This is a genomic window from Wolbachia endosymbiont of Oryzaephilus surinamensis (assembly GCF_025617515.1).
GTDB lineage: Bacteria > Pseudomonadota > Alphaproteobacteria > Rickettsiales > Anaplasmataceae > Wolbachia.
In genome coordinates, this window is the sequence record NZ_CP092526.1 from 348,925 (window position 1) to 373,195 (window position 24,271).

General features: G+C 33.7%; 8 protein-coding genes and 8 pseudogenes. 8 read left to right on the forward strand and 8 right to left on the reverse strand.

Annotated features, from left to right (window positions below; all coding sequences use genetic code 11):
- Nucleotides 1–16 precede the first annotated feature (16 nt).
- Both clpB and MJ631_RS07985 read right to left on the reverse strand, forming a co-directional pair.
- Nucleotides 17–2,578 carry an ATP-dependent chaperone ClpB gene (gene clpB, locus MJ631_RS01530; RefSeq protein ID WP_052264804.1) on the reverse strand — a complete coding sequence of 854 codons (2,562 nt, stop codon included), beginning with the start codon at nucleotides 2,576–2,578 and terminating at the stop codon, nucleotides 17–19.
- A gap of 90 nt (nucleotides 2,579–2,668) precedes the next feature.
- Nucleotides 2,669–3,163 (reverse strand): annotated as a pseudogene (locus MJ631_RS07985) (ankyrin repeat domain-containing protein).
- Between the two features lie 192 nt (nucleotides 3,164–3,355).
- Between MJ631_RS07985 and MJ631_RS08215 the strand changes: the two are divergent.
- Nucleotides 3,356–4,264: pseudogene (locus MJ631_RS08215) on the forward strand (IS5 family transposase).
- A gap of 240 nt (nucleotides 4,265–4,504) precedes the next feature.
- Complete coding sequence (locus MJ631_RS01550; protein ID WP_262986558.1) at nucleotides 4,505–4,774, forward strand: hypothetical protein; 270 nt, start codon at nucleotides 4,505–4,507, stop codon at nucleotides 4,772–4,774.
- 510 nt (nucleotides 4,775–5,284) lie between these two features.
- Here the strand turns inward: MJ631_RS01550 and MJ631_RS01555 are convergent.
- Nucleotides 5,285–5,458, reverse strand: a pseudogene (locus MJ631_RS01555) (transposase); the annotation flags it as partial.
- Nucleotides 5,459–5,555: 97 nt separating this feature from the next.
- On the opposite strand from MJ631_RS01555, the pseudogene MJ631_RS01560 reads away from it, so the two are divergent.
- A pseudogene (locus tag MJ631_RS01560) lies at nucleotides 5,556–6,365 on the forward strand (IS982 family transposase).
- Here MJ631_RS01560 and MJ631_RS01565 read toward each other — a convergent pair.
- Nucleotides 6,359–9,946, reverse strand: coding sequence for a hypothetical protein (locus tag MJ631_RS01565; RefSeq protein ID WP_246485268.1), 3,588 nt, complete (start codon nucleotides 9,944–9,946; stop codon nucleotides 6,359–6,361). The pseudogene MJ631_RS01560 and the gene MJ631_RS01565 sit on opposite strands and share 7 nt — an antisense overlap.
- A gap of 74 nt (nucleotides 9,947–10,020) precedes the next feature.
- On the opposite strand from MJ631_RS01565, the pseudogene MJ631_RS01570 reads away from it, so the two are divergent.
- Nucleotides 10,021–10,721 (forward strand): annotated as a pseudogene (locus tag MJ631_RS01570) (IS6 family transposase).
- A 73-nt stretch (nucleotides 10,722–10,794) separates the two neighbouring features.
- Here the strand turns inward: MJ631_RS01570 and MJ631_RS01575 are convergent.
- Entirely contained in the window at nucleotides 10,795–10,941 is a 147-nt protein-coding gene (locus MJ631_RS01575; protein WP_007302910.1) for a hypothetical protein, read from the reverse strand.
- A gap of 225 nt (nucleotides 10,942–11,166) precedes the next feature.
- Between MJ631_RS01575 and secA the strand changes: the two genes are divergently transcribed.
- The 4 genes and pseudogenes from secA to MJ631_RS01595 all read left to right on the forward strand — a co-directional run.
- Entirely contained in the window at nucleotides 11,167–13,818 is a 2,652-nt protein-coding gene (gene secA / locus MJ631_RS01580) for a preprotein translocase subunit SecA (RefSeq protein ID WP_012481813.1), read from the forward strand.
- A 220-nt stretch (nucleotides 13,819–14,038) separates the two neighbouring features.
- Nucleotides 14,039–14,347: an IS4/Tn5 family transposase DNA-binding protein gene (locus MJ631_RS01585; RefSeq protein ID WP_038227401.1), complete on the forward strand. Its 309-nt coding sequence runs from the start codon at nucleotides 14,039–14,041 to the stop codon at nucleotides 14,345–14,347.
- Between the two features lie 15 nt (nucleotides 14,348–14,362).
- A pseudogene (gene tnpA / locus MJ631_RS01590) lies at nucleotides 14,363–14,781 on the forward strand (IS200/IS605 family transposase).
- A 130-nt stretch (nucleotides 14,782–14,911) separates the two neighbouring features.
- Nucleotides 14,912–15,451: pseudogene (locus MJ631_RS01595) on the forward strand (phage terminase large subunit family protein); the annotation flags it as partial.
- Between the two features lie 58 nt (nucleotides 15,452–15,509).
- On the opposite strand, the pseudogene MJ631_RS01600 reads toward MJ631_RS01595, so the two are convergent.
- The 3 genes and pseudogenes from MJ631_RS01600 to MJ631_RS01610 all read right to left on the reverse strand — a co-directional run bounded on the left by MJ631_RS01600 (nucleotide 15,510) and on the right by MJ631_RS01610 (nucleotide 23,980).
- Nucleotides 15,510–16,210 (reverse strand): annotated as a pseudogene (locus tag MJ631_RS01600) (IS6 family transposase).
- Nucleotides 16,211–16,277: 67 nt separating this feature from the next.
- Nucleotides 16,278–17,807 (reverse strand): ankyrin repeat domain-containing protein, encoded by a 1,530-nt coding sequence (locus MJ631_RS01605; RefSeq protein ID WP_262986559.1) that lies wholly within the window; start codon nucleotides 17,805–17,807, stop codon nucleotides 16,278–16,280.
- Between the two features lie 263 nt (nucleotides 17,808–18,070).
- Complete coding sequence (locus MJ631_RS01610; protein ID WP_262986560.1) at nucleotides 18,071–23,980, reverse strand: ankyrin repeat domain-containing protein; 5,910 nt, start codon at nucleotides 23,978–23,980, stop codon at nucleotides 18,071–18,073.
- Nucleotides 23,981–24,271 lie beyond the last annotated feature (291 nt).

Consider the following 24,271-nt stretch of genomic DNA (forward strand, 5'->3'; position numbering starts at 1 on the left):
AAAATACACAGCGAATCTAGATCTTTTTAACTAAGATTTCGTTACCAGAAGTATACACTATTAGCTCATCTCCTTCTACTATTTCCCCAGATAAAACTAACTTAGCTAGATTATTTTGAATGCATTCTTGTATTACCCTTTTCAGAGGCCGCGCTCCATATTCAGGGTCATATCCAGTTTGTGCTATTAGTTCTTTAGCTTCTTGCGATAAACTAATACTCAGTTTACGCTTAGCAAGCATCTTTTGTAAATAAGAGAATTGAACATCTATAATTTTATCAATGTCATCTTTGGTTAAGCTGTGGAATATAATAATTTCATCCAGTCTATTTAAAAATTCTGGACGAAACGCTGACTTAACTATTTTCATCACCTCATCTTTCACAGATTCGGTAGCTCCTCTTAGCATCATCTCAGCTCCAAGGTTAGAAGTTAAAATTAGTATGGTATTACGAAAATCAATTAATTTGCCATGGCTATCGGTTAGTCTACCTTCATCCAAAATCTGCAGTAGTATATTAAATATATCTGGATTTGCCTTTTCTATCTCATCAAACAAAATTACCTGATATGGTCTTCTCCTTACTGCTTCGGTTAATCTGCCACCTTGTTCATAACCAACATATCCTGGAGGCGCACCAATTAACTTTGAAACGGAGTGTTTTTCCATATACTCTGACATATCAAAGCGTAGAAGTGCTGATTGATCATCAAACAAAAATTCGGCAAGAGATTTTGCTAACTCTGTTTTTCCAACTCCGGTTGGACCTAAGAATAAAAATGAACCAAAAGGTCGATTAGTATCCTGAACACCAGAACGGGAGCGCCTTACTGCATTACTTATCGCTTCAATTGCATCTCTCTGCCCTATTACTCTTTTTCCTATTTCATTTTCCATGTTAAGGAGCTTTTCCTTTTCACTATGCATCATGTTATCAACTGGAATGCCTGTCCATTTTGAAACAATATTTGCAATATCACTCTCAGTAACTTCTTTCTTTAGGAAACTATCAGTAACTTTTTCCTGATTTTTTAACTCATTTTCAAGTTGAGGAATCACACCATACATCAATTCCCCTGCCCTTCCTAAATTTCCATTCCGCTGAGCCAATTCTAGCTCTTTCCTCGCATTATCCAATTTTTCAGCAGTTTCTTGTATTTTAGCTATTTTATTCTTTTCCATCTGCCATTTACTGCTTAAGTCAGCAAATTTACTGTTTAGACTCTCAATTTCCTCATTTATCTTTTTTAAACGTTGCTTAGAGTTTTCATCACTTTCTTTTTTCAAAGCCTCTGACTCAATTTTCAGCTGTATAATCTTTCTTTCAAGCTCATCAACAACCTCAGGCTTGCTGTCCATTTCAATTCTAACCCTACTTGCTGCTTCATCAATTAAATCGATCGCTTTATCAGGTAAAAACCTATCTGTTATATATCTATTAGAAAGCGTTGCAGCAGCGATTATTGCACCATCTGTGATTCTAATACCATGGTGCACCTCATACCTCTCCTTCAAACCCCTCAGTATTGAAATAGTATCAGTCTCAGTCGGTTGAGAAATAAACACAGGCTGAAAACGCCTTGCAAGCGCAGGGTCTTTCTCTATATGTTGACGATACTCATCCAAAGTTGTAGCCCCTATACAGCGAATTTCTCCACGCGCAAGAGCAGGCTTGAGCAAATTTGAAGCATCCATCGCACCACTTGTCGCTCCTGCTCCCACTAAAGTATGAAGCTCATCTATAAACAAAATAACTTTGCCCTCTGCTTTTAAAATCTCATTAATCACTGCTTTTAGTCTCTCTTCAAACTCCCCTCTAAATTTTGTTCCAGCAATTAATGCACCAAGATCCAAAGCTAAAACTTTTGCATCACGCAAACCAAGTGGTACATCATTTGCAACAATTCTGTTTGCTAAACCTTCAACTATTGCAGTTTTTCCAACACCAGGTTCACCTATCAGTACTGGATTATTTTTTGTTCGCCTCAACGATACCTGCATAGTTCTTCTGATTTCCTCATCACGACCAATTACAGGATCAAGCTTACCTTGCATAGCAAGCTCTGTAATATCTTTTGTATACCTCTTTGCCGCATTTAATTTTTCCTCGCTATTTGGAGAGTCTGCACTGCCACCTTTTCTCATTTCTGCAATAACTGAATTTAATTTTTGCGGTGTTACACCACCTTCTGCTAAAATTTTACCTACAATTTCATCTTTTTGTGCAGCAAGGCCCTGCAACAACCGCTCAACAGTAACAAATGTGTCTTTATTTCTCCTCGCAATACCAATTGAATCATCAAAAACTTTTGCTACCTCTCTTGAAAGCTGAAGTCCAACACTACCTGGTCCTCCAACCACTGGAAACTTTTTAATTGTACTACTCACAGCATCAGAAATATTCTGAACATTTCCATCACAGGTGCCTATCAAATCCTGAACTAAACCTGACTCATCTTCAAGCATTACTTTAAGTAAATGTTCAGGCATAAAAATCTGATGCCCAGCTCCCAATGCTTTCATTTGAGCGCTCTGGATTAGGCTTTTTGCTTTTTCGGTAAATTTATTCAAGTCCATAATACAAATTTAACTCATACTTGCTGATATATATAACAACTACTTTCTCAATTTTAAACTTAAAGTCATTCAGCATTCAACCACTATGGATTAAAATCCATAGTGGTTGAATATTTGATCGTAGGGCTTATCTTTGTTATGCCTTGACCTTAACACAGCTACATTTCTAGGTTTTTCCATCATCGTTTATAATGTTAGGATTAGCGCCTTTTTCTAGCAAAAATTTGATAATCCTTAAATCACCATAATATGCAACATTATGTAGTGCTGTGCTTACATACTTGTTAATAATGTTTACGTTAACTCCCTCATCTATTAAAAACCTAACTATCTCTAAATATCCCCTTCTGCAGCATAATGTAACGCAGTTAACTTAGGCATGTGTGTATCAGTATCTAATAAATTTTTTACTGAGAATTTTACAGTTTCTAAGTTACAATTTTGAGAAGCAATGCGTAATATCGTTTTATAATTATCTGCAGCTTTTGACTTCATGTAGTAATAGGTAGCAATAATACATACTATTAATGTTATAAGCCACCAAAAATGCAGCTTTTTTTTTGTATCTTGACTCAATTTATCCATATTCAACATCTTTTTAATATTAAATAGATCATTTACTCATTTTTTATTAACATTACTTACTCAAAGATGATGACAACATAGTAAGGTAACCTGAGTTGGCTTTGTTGCATAGCGAGTAGAGATGGGAGAAAAAAGGGAGAAAATCTAAAGAAAGTGGTTACTTTATTAAGAAATGAACATTGTGTAGAGTATATGCCAAAGAAGATGAAGGTCAGTAATCATTAAAGAGTATAATCAATTTTTAGAAAAAAGAGGAAATGTCTTTCATTTTATCGATGAAGCTATAGAAAACTGGTACGAAAGTTCAGAAAAAATTCCTGGAGATTTATAGCGATAAGGTTGTTATTGCAGTACGTATAGTCGTTAATCTATTTGGAATAGGCTTAAGGCAAGCAGTTGGATTTATAAAAGGATATTTACAAAGTATAGTGAAGAATCTCCAAGTATTCACAAGCTTCTCGTCAAACTTAATTTGAAACTATGTGACCACAGAACAGATAAAAATGACATAGAGAATATTGAAATTGCTATAGATATTACTGTAATGCATATTTATAGTAACAGTACTCAACATAACAAAGATAACGCCAAGATAAGGAAGTATAATGGTACAGATCAAATAAGAAAGCTATATGTTGCTTTGGACGTAAACAGCAAAAAGGCAATAGCAGTTCGATATACTAATTTTCTTTCACATGATAGCATCTAAAATACTAAAGGAAATGGGTGATATCTATAAGATTAAGTCTCTGCGTGCAGATGGAACTTATGATACAGATAATTTATATAAGTTGTGCAATCAATACAATTTGAAACCCATCATAAAGCCAAGAAAAAATGCAAAAATCTGCAGCAATATAGATTATCTATCAGAAAGAAACAACAACATTAGTATAAGGAAAACTTACCCACTGGAAAAAGAAGACAAGGTATGAAATACGTTCACGTATCGAGAGTTTTTTCCTGAGGCTCAAAAAAACATTTGGATTTAGTTTTAAGAATAAATCTGAGGTAAATCGCTCTCAAGAGGTGCTTTTAAAATGCTATTTTATTAATAACTTTACTGATATAGGTATGCCTATTTTCAAATTTGCCTCGTAAATTCCTTTCATTACTCCTCCTTATTCCTTGCCATTCAACAAAACCTGGGAAGGGCTATACTTGGCAGTGGCTACACTTCTTACGGCAGAGCGATAAATGATTGCTGGTTAACCAAATGCTAGAGAGGGTATGGGTAGTTTGATTTTTTATGTTGTTCTGAAAAGAAGATGTACTATATTTAGTATAAAATTCATAGTTACATGTTAATATTATACTAGTTTTTTAATTAAGGAGAATATTATGAAAAGTAATACAAAAAGTGCTGCTGCGTATAATACTAGAGAAGAAGCGTATGAACAATATTACCATTGCATACGCGCATGTCCTAAAAGTCATCAGGATAATAACGAACTACGTAGTGCATGCATTAGTAAATGTAGGGAAAGTGATTGGAGCTTTGAACAGGATGTAAAATTTAGTGATCAATTAAATTCTATTACGTCTCAGCTCCAGGAAGGGCTGAACGATTTATCTGAGTTGTCATCAGATCTAAATCTAATAAAACTATAAAAAAGAAGATACTTAGTATCTTCTTTGCTATGCAAGCTACTCTTATAGTTGAGTGTCACTAATTAGAGAAGTTTAAGCAGCGCATAACCTTGCTTATATTTTGCATAATATACATTTACGTATATTATAATAGGTATATAGATATTTTTTATTAAAAAGGAAGGGGAGGTGCCTTCGTGTGTTGACATCCTCCCCGCCCTAAAGGGCAAGGATTCCTACCACGTTCAGACCGAAGTCTGAATCATCTCGGTGGGTTCCTGCTTCATCGGGAGGCTAAATGCACTATCCCCTCCACAGGCACAACACGGCATGCCCTGCCGCTAAATCTATTATGCTTTTGTGCATATTCGGTGTCAACACCCGCTTCCGCCTTATATCCCCGCCCTGAAGGATGGGGTTTTACGGTGTTTTTTTGATAAGAAAAAGTCTTTTTCGGTGGTTACGCCTATATTCTTTATTTCAGCTTTAAAACTGTTAAAATATAGCCCTTCCCATAATAGTCCAAAAAAATCATAAGAAGTAAGAATCGACAGCATGACGAAAAGATGTGAATAGAGGAATGTTTTTCCTAATTCTATTTTCTATAGCAAACCAATTATGCTCAATTTTGTTAAAATCTGGAGAATAAGGAGGTAGATATAAAATTTCTGCACCAACTCCTTTAGCAAGTTCAGTAATCTTATTAACCCCAGTTATGGATTAGAAAGTAGAATTAATAAAGAGAGGAATAGGGTAAACTCAGGTATTTTAGCAAAAATTAAGAGGTTATCCATGAAGAAAGATATTTTACTGTTTTATAGAAGATTTTTGTCACATTGCTGATGAAAAACTTTCAGAAAAGCTTCTATCAAGTGGCAAAAAAACAAAAAGAATACCTGAAATTACCGTGCCAGAAATACTTACTATAATCTTACTTTACCACAATCGCTGTGCAAAAATTTCAAGTTTTTTTACTTGAGTTATCTTAAATTATTGTACAGTTCTGAGTTTTCAAAACTCCCTTCGTATCATAGATTTGTTGCTCTAAAACTCAGGGTTTTATGGTATTTGGCAATGCTTTTGCAGTGGTTCTGCGAGCAAGCAAAAATCACTCTATATTGATACAACTGCAATCGCTGTTTGCCACACAAAAAGGATCGCAAAAAATAAAGTTTTCAAAGAGTTGGCAAATATAGGAAAGACTACCTATGTTCGGTTTTAAATTGCATCTGGTAATCAATGAAATAGTCGAAGTTCAAGTTATTACGCTAACTAAAGGCAGCGTTGACGACAGAAAACCTACACCAAATTTGACTAAAAAATTGACAGGACTTTTGTTCAGAGATAAAGAAGAAGGACCTCTTTGAGAAACTCTTCGATAGAGGTCTAAAACTCGTCACTCAAGTGAAAAAAGGCATGAAAAACGCACTGATTTCTTTAAAAGAGAAGATTCTATTGAGAAAAATTGATTATTGAGACAGTTTTTGGTTGTTTGAAAAATAAATTTGAGCTTCGGCACAGATCCCCCATAAATTTTTTGGTACATACTTTTTCAACATTAGTTTCGTATTCCATGCAGTCGAAAAAGTCCTCTATTTCTAAGCTTTATTGACTCGGATAATCCATAACTGGGGTTTGTAGCTTTTTGTCCACTGTTGTGTTATTAAAATAGCTTCTAGGTTTATTATCAGCAATGTCATTAGGTTGATATCCACCATTAACTATCTGCTGCTTATCAAACATCTTTTCAATATTGCCTTTTAAAATACTCAAAAACTTCTCATTTTCCGGATAGGCTTCTTCTGCGGCTGAATATAATGTACTTGGTATTTTAGAATATCTTTCGTTCCTTACATGACCTGCTATATCTGAATACACTTTAAAAAAGTCAAAACCTTTCACTGATACACCAGATTGTTTAGCTGTTTTTTTAAGTGTCTTTTTAAATTCTTCCATTATATTAAGTGTATCAGCCAGCACTTCTTCATGAGTAGCAGAACAAAACTTAGGAAGAGGATATTTTTTATCTAGGAAACTTTGTAATAAGAAGAATCCTAAACCAAAATTGTTACTGATACAAACTTCACTACTAAATTGGCTAGTACCAGATGTATTAGAATAATTTGCTGAAGTTTCAGGTAGAGCAGCTCTCGAATCTAATAACCCACTCACAGAGCTTTTTACCCAACCAAATAAATGATTTATCCACGAAGATGGTTTTGCACTGCTACTCACCATTCTACGGTTTCTAATGTGCTGCCTATGTCTATGAGGTTGATCAGATAACATGACTTCTGTAAACACATCATCGTACACTTGATCCTTATATTCTTTTTTCACAACATTAACGTCTCTTGCTGTACTTATTTCTTTCTCATAATCTTTTAACACTATCTCTTTATCAGTAAATTTTATTGATAACGTTTTCATCTTAGGTGTTTTATAGAATTTACTAAGTGTAATACTGCACAGATCATTCTTAGCAATAGTCGAATCAAAAGCATTAGTTATTATTAGATCATGACCATTACTACGAACAAACGTATTGTTTCCTCCTTTTCTAGGCGTGATAAGCTCAGCATCTTTCTCCACATCTTGACCCGTTACCACAATAATTTCTTTATCCTTTTCAAAGATCAAAGGTAGTGGCTTTAATTCTAATTCAGAACTTATTTTCATAGGCGCACTATCTGAGATAATATGAAGATTTTCATACCAATCCAAACCGTCTTTTAATCTTACTGTTAGCACTTCTAATAAAAAACTTTGTCCCATTTCTGCTTCTAACCTAACTAGCAAATCATTTCCATCTTGAAAAATTCTTGGCAGATTAATATGTATTTTCAAATCATCTTGTATTATTTTTATCACGTTACGTAAATCTAACGTATCTATAGAACTTGCTTGATCAGGATTGTAGATGTTTATTTGTGGCATAGAAAAAATATTATGTTCATATCTTTGCTCACCTGAGGCTATAGTAATTACGTATATGTTTTTACCACCATTTCCAATTAAGTGACTGTTATAGATTGGATTATTGTAAATTACCTCACACTTCCCATAGCCAACAAGTATAGATTCATCACCATCTTGAACAGCGATAGTCATATTGAGTTTATTTGCTATAGCTGGGTAACTTTCTATAATTTCATCAATAGTTTTATTAGTATTCTGTATTGCATACAAGTTTCTTTCCTTACCTACTTTTATTTCAGCACTGTCTTTTAATTGATAGATTATATTGTTCATTATGTTATATGAGATAGATATACTAAAGTTACTATTTGCAACTTTTGAGGAAAAATCGAACTTTATACTATTGTGATCTTTAATATCAATACTCTGAATATCAGCAAGCAAGTAGTCGAATATAAACCTATGGTTATTTTCGAAATTAGCAAGTAATTTAACAGATGCACTACCTTTTTGAAATGGTACAATATAGTTAAAGTTACCTTTGAGTGCTAGATTATTTACTTCAGTGTAATTTCTAACTATTACTTGTATATCATAGACACAGTTATTATCTTTTATTTCCAAATAATCAAGTTGATCTTCCTTACCACCATTACCATCCAAGAATTTAGTTTCACATGCACTAAATATATGATCTGCCTTAGCTTTTCTACCAAGCACTCTTTCTACTGAATTAATTTGAAATCCAGAATAACCATATCTGTTGTACACAATAGTGCCAATATTTGTATTTAAATACACATTCACACTCACAGCTTCTTGAGCAAATCCAGTCAGATCTAAGGTATCAATTCCATCTTCTCCGTACAAGGACCCTTCTATCAGATCTCCCTGTAAAACAAAGATATCATTCTTATTTCCCCCATAATATTCTTTAGACCCATCATTCACTACAAATACGTTCGGACTATCCTTAAATCCCCTGGCATAATCTTCACCTTCTCCTAAATTAATTAGATTATATCCTTCTATCTTGTTATTAGATAAACCAATCGCATTTTCGCATAAATATGACCCATAATTTGGAGCAGGTTCGTCATTTCCCTGCGAGAAACAAAACAATTTTCCACCACTTGGATTATTCGGCCTTGCTCTACTCCATTTTATATCGGTTCCTTTTCCATCAAGCAGTACTTTACTGTCTAAGTCTATCTTAAACTTAACTTTGCATTCTTCAGTGTAAAGTGTAACATTAATTCTTCTCATGCATAATTCTCCAAATCCAGCGCCATCACACTGAAGCACTTGGTATGGCACCTGACGACAAGAACTAACAACTGATTGACCAGTAGGGAATACATAACTTTGAATATCATTATGCTGCTTCAAATACTCAAATCCTTGCTTAACTAATTGGTTGTAAAGTTGTTTTTCTTCTATTAATTCTTCTATATATTGTTCAGGTTGCATACCTATAAATGCACGCAATCCTTCAATAAATTTTTCTCTTCCACTTAAGTGAATCAATTGATCAATCTTATCAACTCTCTTTACTGCCATGTAAACATCAGTACCAATAAATACTACATCTCCAATTTCTGCTCCAATTAGTCCAGTAACACTTGATATTCCTTCTAATATTTCAAAACCTTCAGCAACTTCGATGCCAATCTCTGCAGTATTAACACCTAGGTAAATACTATCTCCTACTACGCCAACTAATTCTTCTTCCGTACCGTTTCTAAATGCTTCTACCTGATTTACCAGATCATAAACAACAAAGGTAGAAGTACCACGAGCAAGAAAAGAAGATGCTACTCTTAAAGATTTACCGAGTAATGCTTTTCCTTCTGAGAGTAAATTTAATCCTTTACGAGATGCAACTTCAGCAACTTTAGCAAATCCTTGACCACCTGCTATAAAACCAATATTAATTGCTACACCCTGATAATCTCTGTTTAAAAAATCAGCTAAAATATTTTTAGCCATCATTCCATGCATAGTTATGCTAGAGATTTTTTTTACTCTATTTAAATGATTCATAACCTTCTGATTACTGGTAAGCTTATTGATTAAATCATGAAACTCACCTGTAACTTCAACTTTACCTGCTAGCTCAATTAGCTGAGAACGTTTTTCTTCTGGTATATCTTTTATATAGTCAATAAACTTTTTACTATCTATTTTAATTTTACTAAAATCTCTTTTCTCATCTTTTTCTGTATTGAATTCATCTACGTCTTCCCAAGACAGTTCACATTGGTTCTGTCGCATCTATAAATCCTGGTATGTAACATTTGTAGGAAAGTAGAAAAGAAGTGATATGATCATCTAAAAAAAAAGCAAAGATGTTTCGTATTAGTTCAAAATTATTGCCATATTTCAAAGGATTTAGCTTTTCAGCAGAGATAATAATGTTATCTGTATATATGAAATGTAGATTCTCTTTGAGCTATCGAGATTTGGAAGAAATGCTGAGTATAAGGGGAGCAAAAATTGATCATGCTACGTTACAAAGGTGGGTTATCAGATTTGTGCCACTGATAGATGAAGCGGTAAGGAAAAGGAAGAAGCAGGTTGGCAGTAGCTGGAGAATGGACGAGACCTACGTTAAATTAAACGGCAAATGGGTTTATCTATACAGAGCACTATTGGTAATACTGTAGACTTTCTGTTGTGTGCTCGTAGAGACAAGTCTGCGGCACTTGCGTTCTTTCGTAAAGCCTTTAGAGAGAATAACCTTCCTGAGAAAGTAGTAATTGATAAAAGCGGCAGTAATACTGCTGCTCTTGATGATTTGAATACAGAAATTTCTGAAGATTGTAGAATCATGGTTTTTCAAATAAAATATCTAAATAATATTGTCGAACAAGATCATAGATTTATCAAAAAACGAATAAAGCCAATGCTTGGTTTTAAGAGCTTCCACTCCGCAAAGATTACCATTACCGGCATAGAAAATATTCGTATGATTCAAAAAAGACAAATTATCGGGGCTAATGATAATGTTTCTACTTTTGAGAATTTTGCTATGCTAATTGCTCTATAACTCCCATAATCCCAGTTTAACGATCTTCTTGTACCACAATTTATAGATTCGACAGAACCTTCTATGCTCTCTCTCAATCTTTGGATTTTAATCCATAGTGGTTGAATGAAGAATCTTTAAACCCTTTTGTACCAAATTTTAATGAAGCAAAAAATTCTTCTAATTCTTCAAAAGGACAACTATTTTTCTCTAATTTTACTTTTATAATATTGCTTAACATTGTAACTCCACTAACCGTTTTATACATGTAGCTTAAGACTATTTTAATAATTTATCAAGAAAGTTTAATTATTAATTATAATATTTAATAAAATAAATAGACTCTTTTACATTTCATCTGCAAGAATCTTTTCCTTAGTTTGTAAATAAAGATTTTCTGAATCTAATTGCCGCAGGTTACGTTTAGTAATATAATCTCATATTAAATAAAACTTTACCTAAGTTTATGCCAGACTCTACGTTAGTTTTAACAACTATTCTTATATTCTTCATCTTTACGTTGTCACTTTTTTTTATAAAAAGGATATTTGGATCAACGAACAAGAAGATAATAAAATCCTTCAGAAAAATTGCTCAGCAGATTAATGCGCTAGAGCAAGAAATGCAGAGCTTATCTGATGAGGATCTTGCTAGTAAAACTGCGGAATTAAAACAAGAACTGAAAAATGGAAAAACACTAAATGACCTTCTCGTACCTGCATTTGCGGTTGTACGAGAAGCATCACGAAGATTCCTTAACATGAGGCATTTCGACGTTCAGCTAATTGGTGGCATGGTTCTCCATAATGGCATGATATCAGAAATGAAAACAGGAGAAGGAAAGACACTCGTCGCAACTTTAGCTGCATATCTAAATTCTTTAGAAGGAAAAGGTGTGCACATCGTAACTGTTAACGACTATCTTGCAAAACGAGATACAGAGTGGATGAGTAAATTATATAATTCTCTTGGAGTTTCTGTTGCATTTATTACAAATAATTTGACAGACGACGAGAGAAAAAAGGCTTATAGCGCAGATATCGTATACTCAACAAATAATGAACTTGCCTTTGATTATCTACGAGATAATATGAAATTTTCTCAAGAAGATATGGTTCAGAGAGGCTTCAATTACGCGATAGTAGACGAAGTAGACTCTATACTGATTGATGAAGCGCGTACTCCGCTCATTATTTCTGGCCCACTTGAGGAAAATAATCAGATATATAAGCATATCAATAAAATAGTAATCAAATTAGTTGATTCTGACTATGAAGTCGATGAAAAGAGTAGAGCAGTGTTCCTCACTGAAAATGGCATTTCACGAGTGGAGGAATTACTAAAATCGTATAACATCATTCCTGAAAATTCCTCGCTCTATGATACTAGCAATATTATACTGACTCATTATATAGATCAAGCACTTCGTGCACATAAGCTGTTTACTGCTGATAAAGATTATATAGTGAAAAACGGTAAGGTGGTAATTATTGATGAGTTTACTGGGCGCATGATGGAAGGTAGGAGATATTCTGATGGTCTTCACCAGGCATTGGAGGCAAAGGAGAATCTTGAAATTCAGCATGAAAGTCAAACTTTAGCATCAGTCACATTTCAGAACTACTTTCGTATGTACAACAAACTTTCTGGTATGACAGGAACAGCAGTAACAGAGGCAGAGGAGTTTCATGATATATATAGATTAAATGTAGTAAAAATTCCAACTAATGTGTCTGTTAAAAGAATAGATGTTGACGATGAAATTTATGGCACAGAAAAAGAAAAATTTAGTGCTGTATTGAAGTTCATAGAAGAATGCCACAAACGCCTACAACCAATCCTTGTTGGTACGGTAAGTATTGAAAACTCTGAAAAACTTTCTGCGCTTTTGCAAAGCTATTCTCTTAAGCATTCAGTACTAAATGCTCGTTATCATGAACAAGAAGCGTACATAATAGCGCAAGCTGGAATACCAGGCAGCATTACTATAGCAACAAACATGGCAGGACGTGGAACTGATATTCAGCTTGGTGGAAATGTTGAAATGATTGCAAAAATAGAGCTCGAGAAAATAAAAAATGCTGATGAAAGAGAAAAAAAATATCAAGAAATAGTCGAAAGAGTAAAAAAAGATAAGGAAATTGCTATAAAAGCTGGTGGCTTATGTGTTATCGGAACCGAAAGGCATGAAAGCAGGAGAATAGATGATCAACTGCGTGGCCGTTCTGGTCGTCAGGGTGACCCTGGACTTTCTAAGTTCTTTCTATCACTTGAAGATGATTTAATGAGAATATTTGGCTCTGATAGAATGAGGAATTTTTTACAAAAAGTGGGACTAAAGAACAATGAAGCTATTCATCACCCATGGATTAATAAAGCACTTGAGAAAGCACAGAAGAAAGTTGAAGTTAGAAATTATGATGTGCGGAAGTCTTTGCTAAAGTTTGATGATGTAATTAACAATCAACGTAAGGTTATTTTTAAGCAGAGAAATCATATTTTAAACAATGAAATCAATGATTTAGTTGAAGTATATAGTGAAGTAAATGAGGATATAATAGAAGGTATAGTACAAAGTGGTTATTACGAAGATTATGTTGAAGATATTGCAAAAGAATTCCACATAAGATACGGGATAACGCTTAATCTAGCAGAGTTTTTGAATAAACAAGAAGCCTTGGATTATATAAATGACAAAATACAAGAATTTTTTACTGAGAAAGAAAAATATTTCAATAGTCAACAAACTACAGATTTGTGGAATACGATAGTGAAACAAGTGATGATCATGACACTTGATCATTTATGGAGGGAGCACCTTTCGGTCTTAGAGAGCCTAAGACAAAGCATAAATTTGCGTGCCATGGGGCAAAAAGACCCACTGAATGAATTTAAACGCGAAGCTTTCTTAATGTTTGAGTCGATGCTTGAAAAGTGGAGGGAGCTTACCATTCACCGCCTAGCGCACTTTAAGTTGCTAGACAATCAAGAAATAGGCAATAGGTCACGCTCTACTAAAAATAGCAGACTTCCAAAAGTTTCAAGAAATGACAAGTGCCCTTGTAACTCTGGAAAAAAATACAAACACTGTCACGGTGCAGTTGCCGTAGTGAATTAGTTGTTGCAAGCACATTATAGCTGCTATAGCTAACCGAAGTCAGATCTGCTCGAGCACTCTGAAAGACAAAATCAATAGCCGAATTAATATTGGGCCAAAAGGTTTGTAGAGACTTTCTTATGGCGTGCTTGATCAGAACTTCTCAATCGGATTCAAATCTCACTTTTACCCACAAATAAAAAAGTGAGTAAAATGGATACCAAATAAATTTGGGATTAAAATGAGTGAAGTAAGTACAAATGTGCAATATACTGATGGCTTAGGGGATAAATGGCTGGAAAGAGAGTTAAAACACGTTAATTTAGGAGATACAAGACTTAATAAGAGACTTATTAAAACAGGCTATTGTATAGAGGGTAAGGTGTCTGGATCAATTAATCAAAGCTGTAGTGGATGGAAAGAAGCTAAGGGTGCATACAGATTATTTAGCAATGAAAAGCTTAAGGATAAGGATAATTTATTGTCCCAAATTTGGGAGAAAAACCCTGGACTTGAAGTCCATCCTTTTAAGAATATAATTTTAAGGTGAAAAATCTGAAAGAATGTGGAATATTATAGAAAAAGCAGTCACTCTGTATATATATCACATAGTGTGGATAACAAAATATCGATATCCAGTACTAGTTGGAGATATTGGACAGAAAGCTAAAGAAGTTGTACAAGAAGTATGTGCAAATAATCAAGTAGAAATTATCAGAGGTAGAGTTGCGTCAAGTCATATACACGTATACGTTTCTGTACCCCCATACTTAAGTATTAGTAAGTTAGTGCAGTTAATAAAAGGAAAAAGTTCCAGAAAAATCCAGCAAAACTTTCCAGAGCTAAAAAAGAGATATTGGGTTGTGGGCAGTAGGCTACTTTGTCAGGACTAGCGGAAATGTAACTGACGAAATGATAAAAAATTATATTGAAAATCACTCTAAAAAAGAAGATAAATTTGGTGACTTTCAAGTCGAAAGTTAGCATTCTATGCTCTCTCTCAATCTTTGGATTTTAATCCATAGTGGTTGAATGAACTCGAAAGTGAGAAAACAAGTAGTCCTAATTTAAGTGATGTTGAAGTATCATCTAATGATGGTGAAGAGCTAGCAATATGATATACGCCACATCATTTTCTGAAGGTTTAAAACCAGATCCAGAGCTTAAAGTATCAGAGTGGGCGAATGAGTATCGAGTTCTAGCACCAACTGCAGCATCAGAGCCAGGAAAATGGAGAACGGAAAGAACTCCTTATTTAAAAGAAATTATGGATTCACTATCTCCTTCTTCACCAACTGAAAAAATAGTATTCATGAAAGGAGCGCAGATTGGAGGAACAGAAGCTGGTAACAATTGGATAGGCTATATCATAGATCAGACACCAGGTCCAATGCTGGTAGTACAGCCAACAGTTGAAATGGGAAAGCGTTGGTCAAAAGGAAGATTTGCGCCGTTAATAGAGAGTACACCATGTTTAAAAAGTAAAGTAAAAGACCCAAGGTCAAGAGATTCAGGCAATACTGTGCAAAGTAAGGAATTTCCAGGTGGAATAGTAGTAATAACTGGAGCAAACAGCAGTGTAGGCCTCCGATCTATGCCAGTAAAATACCTCTTTCTTGATGAGATAGATGCCTATCCAGGAGATTCGGGAGGGGTTCTGTCGCATCTATAAATTGTGGTACAAGAAGATCGTTAAACTGGGATTATGGGAGTTATAGAGCAATTAGCATAGCAAAATTCTCAAAAGTAGAAACATTATCATTAGCCCCGATAATTTGTCTTTTTTGAATCATACGAATATTTTCTATGCCGGTAATGGTAATCTTTGCGGAGTGGAAGCTCTTAAAACCAAGCATTGGCTTTATTCGTTTTTTGATAAATCTATGATCTTGTTCGACAATATTATTTAGATATTTTATTTGAAAAACCATGATTCTACAATCTTCAGAAATTTCTGTATTCAAATCATCAAGAGCAGCAGTATTACTGCCGCTTTTATCAATTACTACTTTCTCAGGAAGGTTATTCTCTCTAAAGGCTTTACGAAAGAACGCAAGTGCCGCAGACTTGTCTCTACGAGCACACAACAGAAAGTCTACAGTATTACCAATAGTGCTCTGTATAGATAAACCCATTTGCCGTTTAATTTAACGTAGGTCTCGTCCATTCTCCAGCTACTGCCAACCTGCTTCTTCCTTTTCCTTACCGCTTCATCTATCAGTGGCACAAATCTGATAACCCACCTTTGTAACGTAGCATGATCAATTTTTGCTCCCCTTATACTCAGCATTTCTTCCAAATCTCAATAGCTCAAAGAGAATCTACATTTCATATATACAGATAACATTATTATCTCTGCTGAAAAGCTAAATCCTTTGAAATATGGCAATAATTTTGAACTAATACGAAACATCTTTGCTTTTTTTTAGATGATCATATCACTTCTTTTCTACTTTCCTACAAATGTTACATACCAGGATTTATAGATGCGACAGAACCCTCATTAATTCATCAAAGACTCCCTTAATCTCATTTTGATTACTTTCTATGTAACCTGATAACTCATTAAAATTCTTACCTATATAATCCTCTAATTCATTGAAGTTTTTTTCAGCTTCCTGTTCCATTTCTCCTTTGAATTTGCTTAGTAACCTCTCTTCGACTAACTTCGGATCTTGCTTATTAATCTCATTCAATAATTCATCTTCCCATTCTTCATTTGTTTTCCCATCTGACTTTAAAACATACCTATACTCTTCTCTGGGAGGATTTTCTTCACTGTATTCTTTCATGAATTTTTTTATTTTATTTTCCAACTCCCACTTCAAAAGAAGACGATAGCCATATTTGCTAGTATCACTCTTTCCGTCTATTCTCCTATAGTATTTATCAGCACGACCATCGCTCTTTATCGTTACTAATCCCGCTTTATCAAATATTTCTGCAGTATTCCATGAATTTTTACTTTCTAAAGTATGTCCTAGCTTAATATGAGGAACACCAGTGTAGGTTTGTTTATATCTTTTTGATTTTCCAAAAATAATACCCTCAGTAATTGAGGAAGCACAAAGCTCTTTTTCAGTATTTTTTCTATAGTAATCAACCACTCTATTCACAGCATCTTCTGCTAATTTTGTCATTGCTCTCCGCCAACTTCCTTCTGCTGTTACTTGTATAAATTGGCTCTCAAAACTTTGAAAGATTTCAATACCAGATTTTACTAACTCTTCCCTGACTTTGATTGGATCCTTTTTAAATATATACAATTGATCTATCAGCTTTTTAAGCTCTGCTCTATTATAACTACTACCAATGCTGGATATTGTTGCTCGAAGAATGTTAATTCCAATAAGAGGAATTACTTTTGATTCCGCTTCTCCTTGTTCTGTTCCACCTTTTCCTATATATATTATCATATTAACAAAATCAGCCCATTTACCTTGCTTTCCTCTTTGATTTTCTAGTCTCTTATAGTACTCTGATAAAGAGCGTTCATAAATAAAAACAAAATCTTCAACAAACTTTCTTAGCTTTTCATGTACTTCCTCCTCCTGTGCAGAAAGTCCTTTTACTTGATCAGAAAATTTTTTTAAATGTTCTTCTAGAGTCCTAATAATCTCTCCCTTATTTTGTTGCTTAGCAATATCTAGTGGAGTTTTACCTTGATTATTTTTAATATTTGGGTCTATACCAGACACATTCAAAAGAAGTTCAACAATGTCTTGATGATTTTTGCTTACAGCAACATGTAGTGGTGTATTACCACCATCATTGAGATCAATATCATTAATATTTTCTACTTGAGTAAGTAACCCTTCAATTTCACTAATCTTATTTAGCTGAGGATTATCCGTTCTATGCTCACGTATCGCAAGAAACAACTTGGCAATATTAATATCATTAGGGTTATATTGACGTCTTATTCTATTTTTAAATTGAAAAGATTTTTCTTCCCTATCTAACTTAACTGCTTGTGAATCTGTCCTGAGATAATCTATTACCTTCACCATAAAGTTAATTACTTATTTTATATTTAAATTTAAGATCATATTAGATTTTATTATATATTAGTAAATGAAATCGATAATACAAGTAACTTTTATAGATATTGTATCTTTAGGCTATTTTATTGTCCCAAGTTTGGGACAATAAAATAACCATTTCCAGCGCTCAAAATCAAGAGACGTGAGAAGTGTTTTTCTTGGAATGTGTTGATCTAGCGCCATTCTGTTAAATGAAGGTACGGATACCTTATCACTTATGCTCCTTCATTTTATTGCATGCACCAGTACCTATTGTCAACTAACTGCTGTGAGTCACTATTTTCCAATTGACTATTAACTTTTTCCTCTAACTTATTACAAATGTCACCTTGCATTCTATGATCAAGATCTTCAAATTGCATTGATGTGTCTGATACGTTATCTTGAAGCAGTTGTATATTCGGCGTATTTTCCTTAGATATTGCACTTGTATTTTCTAATCTTCTTTTCTTAGACTTACCTAAATGTATAGTTGTCTTCTGTTGTTTTCTATGTGATTGCACTTTTAAGTCTGAAGAACAAGGGCCTGAGGACATAATTGATTGCGCTTTAACATTTTGGTCATGAATAGCAATACAATAACGCAAAAGATCTTTGTATTCTAGATTCATAGTAGCCCCTTGCTCTAAAAGGTATTCAATAATATCTAAGCGACCAGCGATAACAGCGTATTGTAGAGGACTAACACCATTTCTATCCTGTAGATTTACATTAGCTCCTTTTTCTACAAAGTATTTAACAATATTTAGGTGACCAGCAATAACAGCATAGTGCAGAACCCCCCTACCACGCTTATCTTGTAGATTTATGCAAGCTCCTCGCTCTAAAAGGCTAGGAATAATATTTAAGAGACTACTGAATTTTAGATTCATATTAGCCCATTTATCTGTAAGGTATTCAATAATATCTGAGCTAGCAGTGACAACATAGTGTAAAAAGCTTATACTGTTTCTACAATATAGATTTACACTATCTTCATATAAAGTATTACCAACAGCAAAATCAATTACTTTGGATTGTGGAAGAAATGATTTTTTCTCTATTTCCTTTTCTAAACATTTTTTTCTTTCACTTTCAGTAGACATTTTTTGTGTAGTACCAAGATGATTTAACCCTATTCTTCTCTCCTGTAACTCTTGCATGTTTTTAAGTTCTTGTGATGCCCCTTTTTTTCCAAGATAGGCATACCCAACAGATAATTGTATAAGATTTTTATAAAAACCTATATGATTGCTTTCATACAACTCACCTGAGCTAATCAAGTTGTTGAACTCCGTTAACACTTCATCTAATAGATTTCTTTTATCTTTTATACTTATCATTTTTTCAATAAAAGGACTTCTAAGTATGAAAGGACTTTGCTTTTGGTATTTTAGAATATCAAATAAACATTCTTGTAAAATCGATGAATTCAATTTATGTAAGTTGATATGTGGCGATGTTGTTGTAAGATAGAAGTATTTTTCATCTTGAATGCTATAAAGTTTTCCTAAGGTCCGGGTGTATTTGAGGTATGAAAAATACAATAAGTCATGGTTTTTAAAAAAATCTTGATAGAAATTATCTTTTCCCGTAGAATTAAATTCTACTTTAAAATGTTCAACGTAGTACAATACTGTAAATGCACATAGATACTCTTCCTTCATTACAAATACTCTAGCCAAATCAATTGATAGAGTTGCCAATCTACTTGATAAGTTATCACTGACAGAAAGTAGAGAAGCACAACTTCGTAAATAATCTAATGCACAATCATACTTCTCCTCTATGGTGTAAGTAATAACTATAAAATGATCTAGAAGCATTTGCTCAAAATAACCCCTGTAGCTGCTTTTTCTGAGTTCAAAAAGCTCTTTTAACCCTGAACAATCTTCTAATGCAACTAACGCAAGGGCACGTAAATATCTAATTTTTAAAGAATTTTCCGTTGAAGATTCAATAATCGGCAATATTCTTGTTGAAAGCCTGACAACTTCCTTATACTCGCCCTCTAAATGTAAACGTGTGATAGATCTAATCACAAAAGGCTCTTCTTCTTTAAAAGTGTTATAGTTTCCAAGGTAATCGACTAAGGCTATAAGATGCAAAGTATCAGTTTTTTCCAACAAATTGCTAAATTCATCTTCAAATATTTCCACAGCAGTTAGCAGTATATCCTCCTTTTGATCTTCAGCGATTTGCGAACGTATGGCTTCTTTTATCGATTCATGTATAACATACATTTTTTTTCTGCCTATCATTTCTATATCAAGCAGAGAATAATTTTCCATCAATTTGAAAGTAGACTCTAGTTCAACCAAAACTAAAAACATATCAGGGTCAATGTAGCTATTACCCAAATGAGCCATAACTTTCAAACACCTAAAAGGTACTCCACCATTTTTCTTTTCCATTACCTCCATGGAAATGCCTGTTGTTACTAATAAAACCCTATCATATTTGTCCTGCTTATTATTTTTTGGAATTACCTGATCAAGATCTTCATATTTTATTAAATATTCATGAATTCCAAATGCTTCTTTTGAATTACTTAACTTACTATTTCTAATATAAGCTGCTGCTAGCTTTATAGCTAATGGAAAACCTTCAAGCCTTTTTACAAATACTTTTATTTGTTCGTCTTGTGATTTATCTACTATTCCTAAAATTCTTTTAGTAAGTTGTACAGCTTGATCTTCTTCAAAAGCATCCAAAGCGACTTCTACTACGCCTTTACAAGGCTGATCAGGAAAAGTGAATAAAAAATCAAAACCTACTCGATCCTCTACCTCTAGAACCTCTTCTATGTCTTCTCTTTTAGCATTATGACAAATAATTAGACATTTTTTACTTCCTATTAGTGATTTTTTTTCTTCCATATATATACCTAATTTCCTTTTGGTTAAAGAAGAAAAACGCCTCTCTATAGGTAACATGTTACTGTCTTCTATCTCATAGATATGGCTATAACTTTCTCTACTTTCCTCAGCACACTTTCTAGCCAGTTGAGTTTTGCCCATGCCATATTTACCAGTTATTACTACCACTGCTCCTTTTTCCTTTTGCAGTTCTTGACATATCCTTTTTACTTGCTCTTGCCTTCCTGTAAAGTCATCTACTGCGGGACACACATCTTTAAGCTTCTGTTTCTTCAATTTAGATTTAAATCTTTTTATAGAAAAGAAAGATTGATTAATTCCCTTTATACTAAGCTGAAATCCATCAGTTTTTTTTGTGTCATTATAATGTAATTCAAAGGATTTCTTATACTCTTGAAAAATTTCCTCAGTATGGCTTTTAAATATTTTTTCTAGCTTAGAATAATAAGCTAAATCTTGTAACTTTACTAGACTGTCTTTTACTAAAGACATATATTCAAGATTTTTTTCAGATTTTTTTAGCCGCTTTATGCTTGCTGCCGTATCTCGAGCACTAATGGGCTTTCTTTTTTCTGCTGTGATTAAAGATTCTTGACGACAGAGTAGGCTTGTTTTTCTTTTTCTATGAAGAAACTTAATTTCCTTAAATAAAGACTCTGCTTCTTTCTCAATGTGTGATCTAACCTGTTCGACAAGATTATTCCATTTTCCTCTACTTGGTATTTGAATCTCTTCATTAACAATAGAGAACACCTCTTCCACAGTGTTTACAAAGCTTTGTTGATCTAAAGTATATACGTAATCCTCAAATTCCGTACTTGTAGTTTTTACTGCATCATACACTTTTCTCAACTTCTCACATATAAAAAGACGACGATAACCATACTGACTAGATTTATCTCTTTTTTCATAATAGATAAGAGAGTCTTCTTTCCCCGTTACAATTCCAATATTTTCATACAGATCTATGATATTATAACTCCTCTTTCCATACTGTGCCACTTTACCATGTATTTTCTGTGAATATTTATCTAGAACAAGAGCTTCAACTATGCTTGCACCATCTACACTCCTATCATATTCTTTTTGAATATAATATTGAATTATCTTATCCACAATATCCTCTACTACACTTGAAACTTGATCAAAACCAATTTTCTCAAGTTGTGCTTCAAAGCTTTGAAAAATATCACACCCAGCATCTACTAACACTTTCCTAAAAATGAGCTTACAACTGTCAAACATTTCTATTAAATCTGATAGACAAGAAAAACTTCTGCTCCTATATGCTCTCTCACCACCTATTGTCCTTACACCTCTACATACTGAAAATCCAAAGATGCTTCGTACGAAATCTTTGTTAATTACTTCTTGTGGAAGCACTTCTTTTTTCCTTCTTATCATCTCTCCAAATGTAGAATATATAATAAGCTTCATTTCAAATGATTGTACAAAGCTCTGAACAAACTTTACTAAATCTGAATATTCTGTTTGGTAAAATTGACAGTGATTCCTATTTTTATAAAACAAGCGTATTTCATTATTATGACATTCTCTTTGTTTACCATAAGTTTCGGATGAATTTTCCTTACATACTGTTATTGCAGTTTCTAATAGCTGGGACATTGCTTTTATCTCATATGTACCACCCCAAGCTTTAGGACTCCTCATACATTCTAAATATGCTTCAAATTGAAATTTACGAACCTTTTTAGGGTTATGTATCTTCTCAAGCTCAATACAAATGTCATCTACTGCATTACTATTGAAGTGGCTAGGCTGGAGTTTACTAGACTCGATTCCATACTGCTGCTTAACTTCAATTTCAGAGCCAAAATCAGAAAGAAATTTTTCTTTAAAGCTACCATTTGTTATATAACCTTCATTTTTACTCTCAAAAAAGTCTATCATACTAATCTCGTCTTTCAATTCCTCTTGAAACGAACGCATTTTTTCAACAACTCTTTCACGAAATATTTTCTCTACTAACCACCTTAGCATATCATTTTGGCAAATATGTACATCACCTTGGATTAGCCTTTGGATTGTTTGTACATCATGGCCGTCTCCAAATAATTGGTAAAATCTCTTGCAGAATTTATTATTGTCAAATTTTACAGGAGTTAAATAAGCTAAAGCAACAGACCAAAATAGGCAACTACCATCTCCTGGGACATCAATTCTTTTATACGAAACAAGTGGTTGCAGTATCTTAGCAATACCCTTCCTGTTATTACTTCTAGCGATGTCTATGGAAGTCTTACCCTCCATGTTTAAAATATTAGCGTTAGCTCTTTTTCTCAATAGAAACCTGATAATTTCTAACTCGTCATTACAAACAGCAATATGTAACAGTGTATCACCACGTTGATTAACCTGACAATTAACATCCAACCTTGGATGTGCTCTAAAAAAAACTTTTAGCTTTTCAAGCTTTTCCATTTCTAAAAGACTACAGTCCTCTATAGTATTAATAAGTTCTTCATATATTTGCTCCAAGGACAGTTCTTTCAACATACTCTGAACTTGAGTTAGGTCAGAATAAGGTAATGGTTGCTGAACTTCCTTTCTGAGTATTGGCTCAAAATGAGAATATCCTCCATTTATTATATGCAAGATACTACCATCGTTATAATCAACTTTATCATATCCACCTATATTTCTTAAACCTGAGTCATCTATTAATTGATGCAAAAAAGGCTCTTGTTGATTATCATTAGTATACCATGGATTGCTCTCTATAACATGTAGCTTGACATTATACTTTTTACAAATTAGCCTTCCCTCAATCTCAACCCTACCCCATATAGGAGCTTGTAATGTACTTCCATACTTTGAGCCAGTTAATGCTTGATGCAAGGGTAGATTTGTGCTCTTCATTTTTTCTATATCTTCAACAGTATATTCTATGCTATCCAAGTAAGCACTCCATAATTCATCATCATTAATACCAGGCTGCGGAAGTATTACTCCATAACCCTCAAGCTTTCTAGCATCCTGTATAACTTGCTTTCTTAATTGTTGATCATTTAAAGTTAGCTTCTTACAAACCTGACGTAAAGACTTAACAGTAAATTCCATGCCAGGCCTAAGCTGTCTAAGTCCCTGTGCAACTGCATCAAAGAAACAATCTCCTCCTCCAATTGCTTTTCCTATTGTAAAACCTTCTGGCAGCTTTAATATTTGCTGACTGCTAGATAGTAGTGTGTCTTCTTTTTGCATTCTTATTAACCTAGATTGATTATCTATTACTTGTTCCTTTGTATTTTCTTTACCTAACATAAAGCCCCCTATATTTTAATATTCATATTTTGATGATTTTGTCGTAAACCTCTTTTCTAAAGATTGGTTTCAACATTTGATTCTTATACAGCTGTACCAAAACAATTTGCTGTAGAAACCTTAAGTTAATTTCAAGTAACTTTGATTGCTGAGTAACAGTGTGCTTTTCTTTTGATTTCTTACTAAACTAGATATATTCTTAAAAAAGCCAGGATTGCTTTCTGAATGATGTACATAATACAATGCATCTGACTCAATACCCCATGTATTTATTATGTTAAACTCGACTAT